The organism is Xanthomonas arboricola pv. juglandis, from assembly GCF_001013475.1.
Taxonomy (GTDB): Bacteria; Pseudomonadota; Gammaproteobacteria; order Xanthomonadales; family Xanthomonadaceae; genus Xanthomonas; species Xanthomonas arboricola.
Genome location: NZ_JZEF01000005.1, coordinates 253,681 through 268,529, shown reverse-complemented (window position 1 = coordinate 268,529; position 14,849 = coordinate 253,681). Strand labels below are relative to the sequence as shown.

Below are 14,849 nucleotides of genomic sequence, written 5' to 3'. Positions count from 1 at the left end.
GCGGGTTGCGCGTCAACCGACCAGCACGCTGGCCAACTGGCGCGGTTGGCGTTCGGCAGCGCCGGCAAGCGGCTCGGTGCGATGTTGCCGTTCGCTGGCGATCAAGGCGGACCAGCGCGCTTCCAGCGTGTCCGAGGCCTGTGCAAACGCATCGGCGCCCAGCGTGGCGCGCGCCTGTTGCAGGTCCACCTGCGTATGCAGCAGATCGCGCACGCTGCGGTAGAACTCCGAGTCGTACGCGCCATGGAACATCATCGCCAGGTCGTCGCTGTCCTGCCAATGGGTCTTGCCGCCCAGCTGGTTTTTCACTTCTTCGTAGAACGTGGTGCCGGGCAGCGGGTAGGACACGCTGACGCCGATGATGTCCGGGTTGGCCTGCGTCACCAGTGCGCGCGTGGCCAGGATGTCTTCGAGTTCTTCACCCAGGTAGCCGAGTTGAATGAAGAAGCCCACGCGGATCCCGTGCGCGCCCAGGCGCCGGCGCGCGGCGATCACCTCGCCAACCTCGGTGCCCTTGGTCATCTTGTCCAGGATGCGCTGGCTGCCGCTTTCGGCACCCAGCCAGGCCTCGGCGCAGCCGGCGCGCGCCAGCGCGGCAGCCATGCGCTCGCTGGCCAGGTCGGCACGGGTCTGGATGGTGAACGGGATCGCGCCATCGGCGTCGCTCAGGCGCTGCGCAAAGGTTTCCACCCAATCGATGTGGAAGCCGAAGATGTCGTCGGCCATCCAGAGGTGATCGGGCTGGAAGCTGCGCTTGAGATGGATCATTTCGGCAGCCACGTCTTCCGCATCGCGGCGCTTGTAGTGATTGCCCCAGATCGGTTTGGCGCACCAGTTGCAGCGGAACGGACAACCGCGCGAGGCGGCCATGTTGAGGCTGAAATAGCCGTGCCGTTGCCGCCAGAACCGCTGATAGCGCGGCATGTCCACCAGGTCCCAGGCCGGCAGGCCGCTCAGGCGCGCGTCCGGCGGTTGTGCGCCACGATGCACGTATGCTGCAGCAGATGAGCTGACGGCGATACGTGCAACGCCCGCGAGCCAGGCGTCTGTATCGATGATGGGATCTTGTTCGACGCGCGCCACCAGTTCGAGCAGTGGTGCGATGCCTTCGCCGATCAACACCGCATGCGCGCCGGCAGCCAGAAACACATCCGGGTTGTCGGATGCATCCGATCCGGCCACCAGCACGCGGCAGCCGGCCGCGCGCGCTTGCCCAATCATCTGGCAGGCCGCCTCGCGCATGCGGCTCAAACACATCTTGGTGAGGAAGTTGAAGTTGTCCTCGTAGAACACCACCAGATCCGGCTGCGCAGCGTGCAAGGCGCCGGTGTAGTCCTGCACGTCGTCGGCCAGCATCGCGTCGAACAGGCTCAGTGCATGGCCGCGCTCGCGCAATAACGCGGCAACCTGCAGCGTCGCCAGCGGTGGATATGGCTTGCCGCGCTCCCATTGCTTGGGGTCGTAACGCAGGAAATACGAATGACTGACCTGGATCTTTAGCATCTGCACAAGGCTCTCGTTCTGTCGCCAGGTGCGCGGCGGCGGCGTGCGCAGGCACCGGCATTCGGCTCGGCAGTAGGTGCGGATGCAGGTGGCTTTGGTTGCGCCGATCGGCATGCCGTCGTTGGCGTGCATTGGACACGCGTGCCGATGTCGATGCGGCAACCTTTCTGTTGCCGTTCGGCACACACCGGCTGATCGATGCAATGGGTGGAAGGGCATGCCGCAGTCGGCTGCGTTGGCGCAATTGATGCCGGTGGGCGATGACGTACGCACTGGCGCGCCGGATGCGGCGGCAGTGGCAGCAGATCCGTTCGGCGAACATCGGCCGCGTCGGCAGTGCGTGCGCCGCCAGATCCTCGGCGCACTGTTCCACTTCGAAAGCGACAGCGACGCGCTGCTGGCATTGGTGGACCTGGCCTACGCCGGCCTGCCTGCGCATCGCCTGCCGGGTGCGCCGGAATTCCATATCACGCTGGATCTGGTGGCGCGTGGTCACGCGTCTTCGAGCGCACAGCCGCCACCGGTGCGCACCCATGCCAGCGGCGGCCTGCTGTGCGGCGTCATGGATGCCTGCAATTACCTGATGTTGTCGGTGCCCGCGCGCCGCGCCATGCTGGTGGTTTCCGACGACATGCTCGCCCACGCCTACCACGTGCGTTATGAGCTGATCGAATTTTCGGTGTTCCTGCTGGCGGCGCGCGGCATGGGCCTGGTGCCGTTGCATGGCGCCTGCGTGGGGTGGCAGGGACGCTGTGTGCTGTTGCTCGGCGCCAGTGGCGCCGGCAAATCGACCCTGGCGCTGCACGGCCTGCTGCATGGCCTGGATTTCATCGCCGAAGACGGTGTGTTCGTGGCGCCGGAGAGTCTGCTCACCACCGGCGTTGCCAACTTTCTGCATCTGCGCGCCGACGCGCTGGGCCTGGTCGACGCGGACACCCGCGCGTGGATCAGTGCCTCGCCAACCATCCGTCGCCGCAGCGGTGTGGAAAAGTTCGAGATCGACATCCGTCACGGCCGTGCGCAGCTGGCGCGCGCGCCCTTGCAGCTGTGTGCGGTGGTGATGCTGTCGGCAACGCCGGCGAGCGATCCCGCGCAGCCATTGCTGGCAATGCCCGCCGAACGCATCGCCGCTTGCCTGGCAAATGATCAACCGTATGCGGCCGGGCAACCGGGCTGGCAGCGCTTTGTCCAACAGGTACAGCGCATCGGCATGTTCACCCTGCGCCGCGGGGCGCACCCGCAGGCCGCGCTGGACGCGCTGCTGCAGGTGTTGCGGTGAGCGCGCCGGCAGCGCGGCAGCGGTGCGTCCCCTGCCGGGCCGACGCCATGCCGTATTCCACAGTGAGCGTCAGGCGTGACTGAGATACGCGCGGCTGCAGATCGCAAACCCATGCGTGCGCTGTGGCGCGATTTCGTCGGCACGCTGGTGCCGGCGGATGTCTCGACCATCGCGCTCTACGTCGGCTTGTCGCTGCTGGCCGCACTGGCCGGCAGCCTGGTCGCGGTCAGCCTGGTGCCACTGGTGCAGCCTGGTCATGCCGTCCGCCTGGCCGGCTACGCGCTGGCGTTACCGGCTGGTCTGGCAATGCAGGTGGCGCTGTTTGTCGGTGTCAGCCTGGTGTTTGCCGCACTGCGCTGGCATGGCGCACGGCTGGCCGCACGGCTGACCAGCCGCTACGCGATCGGGCTGCGGCAGCGCGTGCATGCGGCGTTGATCGATGCGCCGCTGCCGGCCCTGTCCGGTGCCAGCTCGGCGGAAATCGCCAATGTGCTGACCTACAACATCGAGATCGCCACCCAGGGCTTCAGTGCGGCCTTGCAGCTGCTGGTGGCCGGCATGACCGCACTGGTGAGCATCTGCATCGCGGTCATGATCGCCCCCGCGTTGCTGATGGCGACGCCGCTGCTGCTGGCACTGGCGTGGCTGGGCTTGCGCATCTCCAGCAGCGACACCCAGGCGCGCATCAGCCGCGATTATGTGGCCGATATGACGCAGCTGTTCTGGCTGAGCGAAGATTTCCCGCGTCGCCTGCGGCATGTGCGTTCGTTCCAGCGCGAAGCGCTGGAAACCCGCCATTACGAGCGCATTTCCGCACGGCTGGGGCAGGGCTATGCGCAGCAGCAGGCGCTGGTGGCGGGCAGCCGGCTGATGCTCGAGGCCACCGCAGTGGCTGCCATCGCCGGCATCCTGGTGCTGGCCAATCTGTGGCAGGGCGCGGACCGCGCTGCGTTGATCACCGTCAGCCTGCTGCTCGGGCGTCTGCTGCCGTATCTGGTCAGCACCCGCCAGAGCGTGCAGCAACTGCGCTCGGCGTGGCCGGCATTGCAGCTGTGGCGGCGCTATGTGGCGCTGGGCACGACACGTCCGCCGGCGTCGGCCGCACCGGCACAACCGTTGCCGGCAGCCCTGCATCTCGAACACATCGGCCTGGCGCCGCCGTTGCCCAGGCTCGCTCTCGATCCGCTGCTGTTGCTGCCCGGCGAACTGACCTTGGTCGTCGGTCCCTCCGGCATCGGCAAGAGCAGTCTGATGGACGTGCTCTCGGGTCAGACCCCGCCTGCGCAGTTCACCGCGCATATGGCCGGGCGCCGGCTGGATTTCACCGCGTATCGCGCCATGGTGCGGCATGGCGCCTACCTGGGCCAGGGGGTGCGGCCGTGGCAGCGCACCGTCCGCGCCTGTCTGGACTGGGCATTGCCCGGCACCAGCGATGCACGCATGTGGCAGGTGTTGACCGACGTCGGCCTGGGCGTGCGTCTGCAGCGCGACGGGCAAGGCCTGGACAGCCCGATCAACGGCCCGGATGGGCGCCTGTCCGGTGGCGAAGCGCAGCGCCTGCTGCTGGCGCAGGTGCTGTTGCGCAAGCCGACCCTGGCGGTGCTGGACGAGGCCACCAGCGCACTGGATGCCGAGGCCGAACAGCAGGTGTTGTGCATGCTGCGGCAACGCCTGCCGCAGACCGTGCTGGTGGTGGTCTCGCATCGCACCAGCCTGGCCGCAGTGGCCGATCGCACGGTTGTCTTGGGCATTGCAGTGGCGGCGCAGACCGCTGCCCACGCCGATGCGGTTGCAAGCTCAGACGCGTGATGCCAGGTGGCGTGCTCGCGTCGGCGCCGCGATCAGCCGGCAATCTCTTCCAGCGCCCGATTGCGCGTGCGCGGGCCCAATAGCGCAATCACGCTGGCCACGATCGACATGCTGATCACGATAAAGGCCAGCACGCCATGGCTGCCGACCTGGGCGAGCAGCCAACCGATCAGCACGCTGCTCACCGCCGTGGAAAGACGGCTGAAGGAATAGCAAAAGCCCACCGCCCGCGCGCGCAAGCCGGTGGGGAACAGCTCGGCCTGATAGCCGTGATAGGCAAAGCTCATCCAGGCATTGCAGAACGCAATCATCGCCCCGCACAGCACCATGCCGATCGCCTGATGCTGCAGCGAAAACAGCACGCCGAACAGCACCGCGCCCAGGGCCGATGCGGTGATCTGCCATTTGTTCTCCCAGCGCTGCGCAAAGCGCAGCAATAGCAGCGGCGCCAGCGGGTAGGCCAGCGAAATCGCAAAGGAATAACCCAGGCTCTTGGTCACGCCGGTGCCTTGCGCCGAGATCAGTGCCGGCAACCAGTTGCCGAAGCCGAAGAAGCCGATCGCCTGAAAGATATGGAATACCACCAGCATGCCGATGCGCCCGCGATACGGCGCACGCCACAGCATCGCGGTCTGCATGTCGCCGGCCGGCGAGGGGGCGGCCACCTGCGGTGCGGCCAGGGGCGCACCCAGATCGCGCACGCAGCGCGCTTCGAGCTGGGTCAAGACCGCATCGGCTTCGGCATGGCGTCCCTGCGCCGCCAGCCAGCGGGCCGATTCCGGCAACCGGCTGCGCAGCCACCAGATCGCCAGCGCAAACACCCCGCTCAGCAGCACCACCCAGCGCCAGCCGCTCACCCCCAGCGGTGCATGCGGCACCAGCAGCCAGGCAGTCAGCGCCACCGCAGGCACCGCCAGAAACTGCACGAAGAACGCAAACGCGAACGCGGCACTGCGCATATGCCGCGGCACCAGCTCGGACAGATAGGTGTCGATGGTGACCAGCTCGATGCCCAGGCCGATCCCCACCACCAAGCGCAGCACGATGATGCCGGTGGCGGTGTGCTGCAGACCCATCGCCACGGTCGCGGCGGTGTACCAGATCAGGGCGAAGGTGAATACCGGACGGCGCCCGAAGCGGTCGGCGAACGGACTCAGCAGGGCGGCGCCGACGAACAGGCCCAGAAACGTCGCCGCCGCAAACGCAGCCTGGTCGGACATGCCGAACGCGCCATCGGCAGCGCTGGCAAAGATGCCGTCGCGGATCAGTCCGGGGCTGATGTAGGCAGTTTGGAACAGGTCGTACAACTCGAAAAATCCACCCAGCGCGAGCAGGCCGACCAGCCGCCACAGCGTGGCGCTGGCCGGCAGCCGGTCGATCCGTGCGGCGATGTGCAGGGGGGCGGAAGCGGGGTCGAGCGGAGTAGTCGAAGCCATCGTCATGCAGGCGCTGCCAGTGCGGTGTCCATCATAGCCAGCAGCCCTGTCACCGGGCGCCCGCGCTTCGCGTTCAGGCAACTGCATTCGCAGGCGATCCGACGAGCGCCAGACACCCACAGCCATCGCGCATGGCCTGATATCCCTCCCTCCGCGGCGAATGCATGGCTTGCGCGCCATTGCCGCGCCTGCGTTGCAGCACCCGTCCAGCCAGGCGCGGGCCTGGGCACGGAGCGGGGGAGTGGCCAGCTGCAGATCCTCCCGTTGTTTGACCACTGGAATGCTGTAATCCCCCCAGCGCCACCTGGGCAGGTGGCAAAGCCGCCTGCTCAGCCCCATCTCTTGCACATCATTCATTCCCCGGAGTCATCCGATGACGCCCATTTCCGTGCTCGACCTGGCGCCGGTCTGCGAAGGCAGCGACACCACCCACGCCTTCGCCAACATGCTCGATCTGGCCCAGCACGCCGAGCGCTGGGGCTACCAGCGTTACTGGCTGGCCGAGCACCACAACATGCCGGGCATCGCCAGCGCCGCCACCGCGGTGTTGATCGGCCACGTCGCCGGCGGCACCAAGACCATCCGCGTCGGCGCCGGCGGCATCATGCTGCCCAACCACGCGCCGCTGCAGGTGGCCGAACAGTTCGGCACGCTGGCTTCGTTGTACCCGCAGCGCATCGACCTGGGTCTGGGCCGTGCGCCCGGCACCGACCAGCCGACCGCGCGCGCCCTGCGCCGCTATTTCGACAGCGCCGACCATTTCCCGCAGGACGTGGCCGAGCTGCTGCGCTACTTCGCGCCGGTGGTGCCGGGGCAACTGGTGCAGGCGGTGCCGGGGGGCGGTCTCGACGTGCCGGTGTGGTTGCTGGGTTCCAGCCTGTTCAGTGCGCGGCTGGCCGCGGCGATGGGCTTGTCGTTCGCATTCGCCTCGCACTTCGCGCCCGATGCGATGGACGAGGCAGTGGCGATCTACCGCCGCGAGTTCCGTCCGTCCGCGCAGTTGGCCAAGCCGCACGTGATGCTGGCCTTGAATGTGGTGGCTGCGGAAACCGAAGCGCAGGCACGCCGCCTGTTCACCACCCAGCAGCAGAGCTTCGTCAACCTGCGCCGCGGCAAGCCGGGCAAGATTCCCGCGCCGATCGACGACATCGACAGCTTCTGGCAGCCGCACGAGCGTGCCGGCGTGGAGCGTGCGCTGGCGTGCACGGTGCTGGGCGATGCCGAGCAGATCGCCCAGGGCGTGGCCGAGTTCATCGAGCGCCACACGCCGGACGAGTTGCTGTTCACCGCCAATATCTACGACCACGCCGCGCGTTTGCGTTCGTTCGAAATCGCCGCCATGGCCTGCCGCGAGCTGGACGTGACTCCTGCGTGATTCACGTCGCTTTGCGCGGCGATCCGCTCAGATGCATGCACCTCCATTGGGAACACCAGCATGCAATTTCAGGAACGCAGCGAGAGCATCAAGCAGTTGGCGGAATTGATCCGCGGCGTGGACATCGCGATGTTCACGACCGTGTCGGCCGACGGCAAGTTGGTGAGCCGGCCGTTGGGGACGCAGGAAGTCGAATTCGATGGCGACCTGTGGTTCGCCACCGCCGCCGACAGCCCGAAGGTGGCCGAAATTGCCGCCGATCCGCGCGTCAACGTGGCCTATGCCTCGGCCTCGAAGAACAGCTACGTATCGGTTGCCGGTACCGCACGCGTGGTCGATGACCGCGCCAAGATCGAGCAGCTGTGGTCGCCGGCGATGAAGGTGTTCTTCCCCGGCGGCAAGGACGACCCGAACCTGCGCCTGATCCATGTGCGCGCCGAATCGGCCGAGTACTGGGATGGCCCGAGCGGGCTGCTCGGCAAGGCGCTGTATTTCGTGATGACGGCCGTGACCGACGATACCGGCAGCCTGTCGGACAACCGCGTGGTCGATCTGAAGTAACTTCGCTCTAGGTGCGCCGGTCGCCGCGCGCTCAGCGCCAGGCGGCCGGCCACCAACCGCGGATCAGGTCCAGCAACTGGTCCGAGGTGACGCCGAACACCGCCACCGAGATCAGCGCAGCGGCCCATCCCACCAGCAGCAATGCGCCGTCGCGCTCGAGCAGGGCCAGCGCAAACAGCAGCAGGATCAGCCCGAAGATGTAGTTGGTGAACGGAATCGGCAGCGTCAGCAGGATGCCGACCAGCACAAGCAGCACGCCGGTGAACATCTGCGCCGGAATCCGGTCCAGCATGCCGTGCAGGCGCGGCTTGAGCAGCCGGTCCAGGCGTTGCAGCGTCGGCGCAAGCCGCGCGACGAAACGCTGGCTGGTACTGCGGCGCGGTCCGCGATCGCCGATGAAACGCGGCACCCACGGCTTGCGCAGGCAGCACATCATCTGCAGCCCGATCAATACCGTCAGCGGGCCACTGATGCCGCCGGCCACGCCGGGAATCGGAATGAACGACGGCAGGATCGCCAGAAACAGGAACACCCCGAATGCGCTCTGCTGCAGATCGGCCAGAATCTCGCGCACCCGCAGCACATGCTCCGGATCGCCCTCGCTGAAGGCCGCCAGCAGGCTGCGGATGCCTTCGTTGCGATAGCGCATCTGCGCGCCGTCCGCTCCATCCGAGGGCGGTACGCGGTTATCCGACGATGTCATCGCTGCCCTCGTCGCTGACGCGGCTCAGCAGCAGCTTGTCCACGCGTGCGCCATCCAGATCGACGATCTCGATGCGCCAGCCGGCCCAATCGAAGAATTCGCCCGCCTGCGGGATGCGCCCGAAGTAGTAGATGCACAGGCCGGCGAGGGTGTGGTAGTCGCCCTCATCGGCTTCCGGCAGTTCGGCGCCCAGCACTTCGCGCAGTTCCTCCACCGGCAATGAGCCGTCGATCAGCAGCGAGCCGTCGGCACGCGTGACCACCAGCGCATCCTCGTCGGTGTTCTCCACCGCCTGCAGGCGGCCGACCACCGCGCCCATCAGGTCGCTGATGGTCACCAGCCCGCGGATTTCGCCGTATTCGTCCACCACCAGCGCCATCGACTGCTGCTCTTCGCGGAAGATCTCCAGCAGCTTCATCGCATGCGTGGATTCAGACACGAACAAGGTGTCGCGCAGCGCCTGGAACAGCTGCGCGCCGTGTCCGTCCATGCGCGTGACCAGCGACTTGACCTCCAGCACGCCGGCGATGTCCTGGTCGCTGCCGCGGTAGACCGGGTAACGCGAGAATTCGTGCTCGCGCATCACCAGCAGATTGCGTTCCGGCTCGGCATTGGCATCCAGCCAGGCGATGCGGTTGCGCGGCGTCATCAGGCTGTCGGCGGTGCGGTCGCCCAGCCGCATCACGCGGTTCATCATGTCGCGCTCGTGCGCATCGATCACGCCGGCCTCGTGGCTTTCGGCCACCAGCATGCGGATCTCCTCTTCGGTCACCGATGCCGATTCGTCCTTGCCCATGCCGAGCATGCGCAGCACCAGCCGGGTCGAGCGCGCCAGCACCCACACGCCGGGCGCAGCGATCTTTGCCAGCCAGGCCATCGGCACCGCCACCACCCCGGCGATGTCCTCGGAGTTGCGCAGCGCCAGCCGCTTGGGCACCAGCTCGCCGAAGATCAGCGTCAGGAAGGTGATCAGGGCCACCGCCAACGTGCTGCCGATCACCACCGAATACGGGCGCGGCTTGCCGACCAGCTCGAACGAGGCCGACAGCGCCGGGAACAGCCCCTGCAGCCAGCTGCTGATGGCCTCGCCGATCGCCTCGCCACCGAACACGCCGGTGAGGATGCCGATCAGGGTGATGCCGATCTGCACCGTGGACAGGAAGTTTTCCGGGCTTTCGGCCAGCGCCAGGGCACGGGCGGCGCGCTTGCTGGAGCCGGCCATCTGCTTCAGCCGGCTCTTGCGCGAGGTCATCAGCGACATTTCCGACATCGCGAAGAAGCCGTTCAACAGGATCAGCGCGATGACGATCAGAAACTCAACCACGGGCGTCTTCCCCGGTCAGTGAAGGGGAGGGCGGGCGAGCACTGGGTTGGCCGGCGCGCACAGGGGCGGGGCGGCAACGGGGGAATATAGGGTCGTCTTCCATAGGGTGCACCCGAGGGCGCGGGAGCATGTTAGCAAACCACAGGGTGGTTCGAGCCGGGAAATGCCGATGTGAAGGCCACCTGCGCCGCCGAGATACCCAGACAGGTCATGGAACGGTCATAATTCGCGCTTGGCGTCCGTCTCTCCCTCGACGGCAGGAAGTTTTCCACCCATGTTCTCGTTGCAGACCATCTTCGGCTCCGGCAAGCAGTTCTATGCGCTTCTGAACGAAGCGGCGCAGGCCGCCTACGACAGCACCAAGGCCTTGCACGCCATGATGCGCACGTCCGACCGCCAACCGGCGCTGGACGCCTTCAAGCTGGCGCGCCTGCGCGAACGCGCCGCCTCGGACAAGATCGGCCAGGCGCTGGTGGACAGCTTCATGACCCCGATCGAGCGCGAGGACATCGAAGCGCTGGGCTCGGCGCTGTACAAGATTCCCAAGCAGGTCGAGAAGTTCGCCGACCGCTACTCGCTGGCCACCAAGCATCTGGAGCACATCGACTTCGCCCCGCGCGCGGCGATGCTGGAGCAGGCCGCGGCGGTGGTGGTGGAGATGGTGGCCGACCTGCCGCAGATGAACATCGATCGCATGACCGCGCTCAACGACAAGCTGCGCATGCTGGAAAACGAAGCCGACCGGCTGATGCTCGAGCTGTACCGCGACATCTATTCCGGCCGCCTGGACACGCTGCAGATGTTCCTGCTCAAGGAATTCTTCGAGATTCTGGAAAAGGCCATCGACCGTTGCCGCGAGGCAGGGGTGGTGGTGTACCAGATCGTATTGAAGAACAGCTGAGGTCGCCGCGTGCTTACCCTAGTTCTGGTGGTGATCCTGGCGGCGTTGGTGTTCGAGTTCATCAACGGCTTCCACGACACCGCCAACTCCATCGCCACGGTGGTCGCCACCAAGGTGCTGTCGCCGGGCTGGGCGGTGATGCTGGCCGCCGGCATGAACCTGATCGGCGCGCTCACCGGCACTGCGGTGGCATTGACGATCGCCTCCGGTTTGCTCAATACCGAGGTGGTCGAAGTCACCCCGCAAGTGATCCTGTGCGCGCTGCTGGGCGGCATCATCTGGAACCTGATCACCTGGTGGAAGGGCCTGCCGTCGTCGTCCTCGCACGCCCTGATCGGCGGGCTGTGCGGCGCCGGCCTGGCGGCCGCGCACAACAACTGGAACGCCTTGATCTGGTCGGAAAACATCGGCAACTGGGCCAAGAACAAGGGCCTGTTGTGGAAGGTGTTCGTGCCGATGATCACCTCGCCGATCGCCGGCTTCCTGCTCGGCATCGTGGTGATGCTGCTGCTGTGGGCAATCATCGCCGGCATGGCCCGGCTGGGCGGGCCGATCGGGCGGCTGGCGCGTCCGCGCTGGGTCAATGCGTTCTTCGGCAAGGCGCAGATCGCCTCGGCCGCCTACATGGGCTATGCCCACGGCCATAACGACGCGCAGAAGACCATGGGCATCATCGCGATGACCCTGATTGGCGCGCAGTCGGCCGGTGCGCTGGACGATCTGCCGAGCTGGCTGTCGTTCCTGCATCCGGGCACCGGCCTGGCTGCGGGCGCCGGTATTCCGATGTGGATCGTGCTGACCTGTGCGGTGGTGATGGCCGCCGGCACCGCCTCGGGCGGCTGGAAGATCATCAAGACGCTCGGCCACAAGATGGTCAAGCTGCATCCCATCCACGGCTTTGCCGCAGAAACCAGCTCGGCCACCGTGCTGACCGTGGCCGCGCACTTCGGCATGCCGGTGTCGACCACGCACAGCATTTCCACCGCGATCATGGGCGTGGGTTTTGCCAAGAACCCGCGCTCGCTGCGGCTGGGCGTGATCGAGCGCATCGTCTGGGCCTGGATCCTGACCATCCCGGCCGCCGGCGGAGTGGCGTATCTGATCCTGCGCTGCTTCGAATGGTTCGGCTGGACCTGAGCGATGTCGCGCTGTGGTCACCTCGGTGGGCGAGCATGCGCGCCAACCGCGGCGTGCCCTGTTGCAGGTCATGCCGTTCGACCCTGATGTGCCAACGCGTCCTGCCTGAGGAAACGCGCCGATGATGCTTGCGCTGGTGTGCGTGCTGTTCTTGCTGTCCTGGCTGATCGGCCGCCGGCGCTGGCTGCGCAGTGCGCGTGCGCTGGCGGCGGCCACATTGGCGTTGCTGCTGCTGGTGGGCTGCGGTCCGTTGGCGAGCTGGATGCTGCACGGGCTGCAGCAGACCGGCGTCAACGATTTCAACGACTGGCGTGCACGCAACATGATCGTGCTGCTGGGCGCGGGCACGGTGCGGCCGGATGGCCCCGACGCCACCGCCGAGGCCAACATGTTTGCCTATGGCCGCATCGTCGAGTCGGCGCGGCTGTACCGGCAGTGCCGTGCGCATGGCGGCGACTGCAAGATCGAGATCAGCGGCGGCGACGCGCGCGGGCTGGGCCTGTCCGAGGCGGTGGTGTATCGAAAGGTGCTGATCGGGCTGGGCATCGACCAGGCCGACCTGATCATGGAGCCTTCCAGCATGAACACCTGGCAGAACGCGCAGTTCAGCCAGCCCTTGCTGCGCCAGTACCGCCCCGAGCGGGTGGTGCTGGTGTCCTCGGCCACGCATCTGCGGCGTGCCGAGCTCTACTTCCGCCACTTCGGCATCGACGCCACGCCGGTGCGCTCGGACTGGTTGACCGCGTCCTGGGCGTGGTTGCCGCAGAGCTACAACTTCACCGTGGCCGATGTCGCCTTGCACGAGTACCTGGGCATTGCGCGCTATCGGGTTTACGAGTGGCTGGGGTGGAATGTGGAGGCTGTTCGGGCTGGGGCGTTGTGAATCGGGAATCGGGAATGGGGAATTGGGATTCGGGATTCGGGATTCGTAGCAGCTGGTGTGCTTCCTGATATGTGCGGCTGATTAGCGTCCGACAGCGCTTGCCGCTCCGGATTAACGGGTGGTAAGGAGTGTGCGCGGCGGTCGGGAAGGTGATTGCGCTGCTTGGTGGCAGCGCGGCTGGTTGCGCGTTTAGTTGCAGCTGGCGTGATGTATCGCCCGCCGCGTGTGCGGCCGGCGATGGTGGTGCTCAGCGGGTTTCGTACATCGTCTTGACGTCGTTGCGGAATGCGGCCTGGCTATCGGTGCGGTTGTAGAACATGTGGCCGCCGGGATATTCGCGCACCTGCACGCGCTTGGGGTCGCTGCCCATCGTCGGCATCTGGTCCACCGTCAGCACCGAGCCCATGAACGGGCAGGAGAGATCATTCCAGCCATGCGCGATCAATACGCGCAGCTTGGGGTCGATCGCCACCGACTGGCGCAGCTGGGTGACCGCGCCCTTGCGCAGTTCGTCGTTCCAGTCCCATAGCTTGTTGACGTCGTAGTTGAGCGCCTGATAACGCGCATCGACCTTCCAGCCGACCACGCGGGTGACGAAGTCCACCATCGCGGTGGTGGTCGGGGCGATGATGCTGTCCAGCAGCGGGTCGTTGGCGCGCTGCTCGGGATCGTTGGGGAAGGGGTCGAACGCGGTCACGTTGGAGTCGTAGCGGCTGCCCAGCTCGCCCTTGTCGCGGAACACCTCGCGCAGGTAGGCCTGGGTTTCCAGGCGCCCGCCGGAGCGGCGCACATAGGTCGCGTCCAGCCCGGTCATGCGGGTGACCTGCTGCAGCATCGCCTCGGTCGCCTGCGGGTCGGTGCGGCCTTTCATCAGCGCCACCGCGTAGTCGCCGCGGGTGTAATCGATCACCTGGCGCATCGCCGTGTCGCTGAGCTGGCCCTGGCGTTCCAGGTGTGCGGCGGCGATCGAGGGCAGCGTCATCATCCAGGCCAGCGGCGACACATCGCTGTTGTCGTCCAGGGTGGGATTGAGATACGGCGACACCAGCACCACGCCGTTCATCGCCACGCCCAGCCGGGTCTGCAGGTACTGGGTGATGCGCGGGCCGCGGAAGCCGCCATAACTTTCGCCGACCAGGTACTTGCGTGCCTGCAGGCGGCGGTTCTTCAGCAGCCAGTCGTAGACCACACGCGAGAGATATTCCACGTCGGCCTGCGGGTTGTAGAACTGCTTCTTGGCCTCGTCGTCGCCGATCAGGGCGCGGCTGAAGCCGGTGCCGACCGGGTCGATGAACACCAGGTCGGTGAAGTCCAGCCAGGTGCCGGGGTTATCGCGCAGCGCCGCCGGTGCGGAGGCGCTGTCGCCTTCGGCGCCGAAACCGACCACCTTGGGTCCGATCGCGCCCATGTTCAGATACACCGACGACGCACCGGGGCCGCCATTCAGCGCGAAGGTCACCGGGCGGTCCTTGCCATCGACGGTGTAGGCGGTGAACACCACCTCGCCGGTGGTCTTGCCCTGCGCATCGCGCACCGGCAGCGTGCCGACGGTTGCGGTGTAACTCAGCGTGCGCCCGCCCACGCGGGTGCTTTGCCGCACGCTGGCATCGGCCGGCAGTGGCGCGGGTTTGGCGGCCGCGGCATCGGACTTGGTGTTGGTTTTTGCAGCGTTGTTGTCGGGCGCATCGGCCAGCGCGGTCCCGCTGAGCAGGACGCAGGCCAGCAGGCTGGCACGGAGAAGGGAGGGCATGAGCATCGGAGATTCGGCAGGGAGCGACGATGCTAGGCCGCCGATGGCGTCGGATGGATGTGCACAAAGGCATGTGTGTCGCGCTGACCGACGTGGCCTGCCTGGCTTGGAGCAGCATGTGCCGCTGCAGGCAGCCGTCTGAGCCAAAGGGTGGGGGTCTGCGCAATCCGCTGAAATCCGCAACGGCC

The 14,849-nt window shown here is 66.7% G+C and carries 11 protein-coding genes and 1 pseudogene; 7 read left to right on the top strand and 5 right to left on the bottom strand.

Annotated elements, in window-relative coordinates; translation table 11 throughout:
• Positions 1 to 12 precede the first annotated feature (12 nt).
• Positions 13 to 1,564: pseudogene (locus XARJCFBP2528_RS18325) on the bottom strand (B12-binding domain-containing radical SAM protein).
• A 156-nt stretch (positions 1,565 to 1,720) separates the two neighbouring features.
• On the opposite strand from XARJCFBP2528_RS18325, the gene XARJCFBP2528_RS18320 reads away from it, so the two are divergent.
• Positions 1,721 to 2,782 (top strand): phosphoenolpyruvate carboxykinase (ATP), encoded by a 1,062-nt coding sequence (locus XARJCFBP2528_RS18320; RefSeq protein WP_016902072.1) that lies wholly within the window; start codon positions 1,721 to 1,723, stop codon positions 2,780 to 2,782.
• A gap of 111 nt (positions 2,783 to 2,893) precedes the next feature.
• Complete coding sequence (locus XARJCFBP2528_RS18315) at positions 2,894 to 4,591, top strand: ABC transporter ATP-binding protein (RefSeq protein ID WP_016902071.1); 1,698 nt, start codon at positions 2,894 to 2,896, stop codon at positions 4,589 to 4,591.
• Between the two features lie 32 nt (positions 4,592 to 4,623).
• On the opposite strand, the gene XARJCFBP2528_RS18310 is transcribed toward XARJCFBP2528_RS18315, so the two are convergent.
• The gene (locus XARJCFBP2528_RS18310) at positions 4,624 to 6,033 is read right to left on the bottom strand and encodes an MFS transporter (RefSeq protein ID WP_039812537.1); all 1,410 of its coding nucleotides are present in this window, start codon (positions 6,031 to 6,033) and stop codon (positions 4,624 to 4,626) included.
• Positions 6,034 to 6,400: 367 nt separating this feature from the next.
• Between XARJCFBP2528_RS18310 and XARJCFBP2528_RS18305 the strand changes: the two genes are divergently transcribed.
• Positions 6,401 to 7,402, top strand: coding sequence for an LLM class flavin-dependent oxidoreductase (locus XARJCFBP2528_RS18305; RefSeq protein ID WP_016902070.1), 1,002 nt, complete (start codon positions 6,401 to 6,403; stop codon positions 7,400 to 7,402).
• 60 nt (positions 7,403 to 7,462) lie between these two features.
• Complete coding sequence (locus tag XARJCFBP2528_RS18300) at positions 7,463 to 7,963, top strand: pyridoxamine 5'-phosphate oxidase family protein (protein ID WP_016902069.1); 501 nt, start codon at positions 7,463 to 7,465, stop codon at positions 7,961 to 7,963.
• A 31-nt stretch (positions 7,964 to 7,994) separates the two neighbouring features.
• Here XARJCFBP2528_RS18300 and XARJCFBP2528_RS18295 read toward each other — a convergent pair whose 3' ends face one another.
• Together XARJCFBP2528_RS18295 and XARJCFBP2528_RS18290 are read right to left on the bottom strand one after the other, a co-directional pair.
• Positions 7,995 to 8,666 carry an exopolysaccharide biosynthesis protein gene (locus XARJCFBP2528_RS18295; protein WP_026064216.1) on the bottom strand — a complete coding sequence of 224 codons (672 nt, stop codon included), beginning with the start codon at positions 8,664 to 8,666 and terminating at the stop codon, positions 7,995 to 7,997.
• Complete coding sequence (locus tag XARJCFBP2528_RS18290; RefSeq protein ID WP_016902067.1) at positions 8,650 to 9,990, bottom strand: hemolysin family protein; 1,341 nt, start codon at positions 9,988 to 9,990, stop codon at positions 8,650 to 8,652. The genes XARJCFBP2528_RS18295 and XARJCFBP2528_RS18290 overlap by 17 nt, the downstream gene beginning before the upstream one ends.
• A 274-nt stretch (positions 9,991 to 10,264) precedes the next feature.
• Here XARJCFBP2528_RS18290 and XARJCFBP2528_RS18285 point away from each other — a divergent pair, with 274 nt between their 5' ends.
• The 3 genes from XARJCFBP2528_RS18285 (at position 10,265) to XARJCFBP2528_RS18275 (ending at position 12,911) form a co-directional block, all read left to right on the top strand.
• On the top strand, positions 10,265 to 10,891 hold the full coding sequence (locus XARJCFBP2528_RS18285) for a DUF47 domain-containing protein (RefSeq protein WP_016902066.1): 627 nt from the start codon (positions 10,265 to 10,267) through the stop codon (positions 10,889 to 10,891).
• A gap of 9 nt (positions 10,892 to 10,900) precedes the next feature.
• Positions 10,901 to 12,028 carry an inorganic phosphate transporter gene (locus XARJCFBP2528_RS18280; protein ID WP_024939559.1) on the top strand — a complete coding sequence of 376 codons (1,128 nt, stop codon included), beginning with the start codon at positions 10,901 to 10,903 and terminating at the stop codon, positions 12,026 to 12,028.
• 121 nt (positions 12,029 to 12,149) lie between these two features.
• Positions 12,150 to 12,911, top strand: coding sequence for a YdcF family protein (locus XARJCFBP2528_RS18275; protein WP_016902064.1), 762 nt, complete (start codon positions 12,150 to 12,152; stop codon positions 12,909 to 12,911).
• Between the two features lie 247 nt (positions 12,912 to 13,158).
• On the opposite strand, the gene XARJCFBP2528_RS18270 is transcribed toward XARJCFBP2528_RS18275, so the two are convergent.
• Positions 13,159 to 14,661 carry a S10 family peptidase gene (locus XARJCFBP2528_RS18270; protein WP_026064215.1) on the bottom strand — a complete coding sequence of 501 codons (1,503 nt, stop codon included), beginning with the start codon at positions 14,659 to 14,661 and terminating at the stop codon, positions 13,159 to 13,161.
• Positions 14,662 to 14,849: the final 188 nt, after the last annotated feature.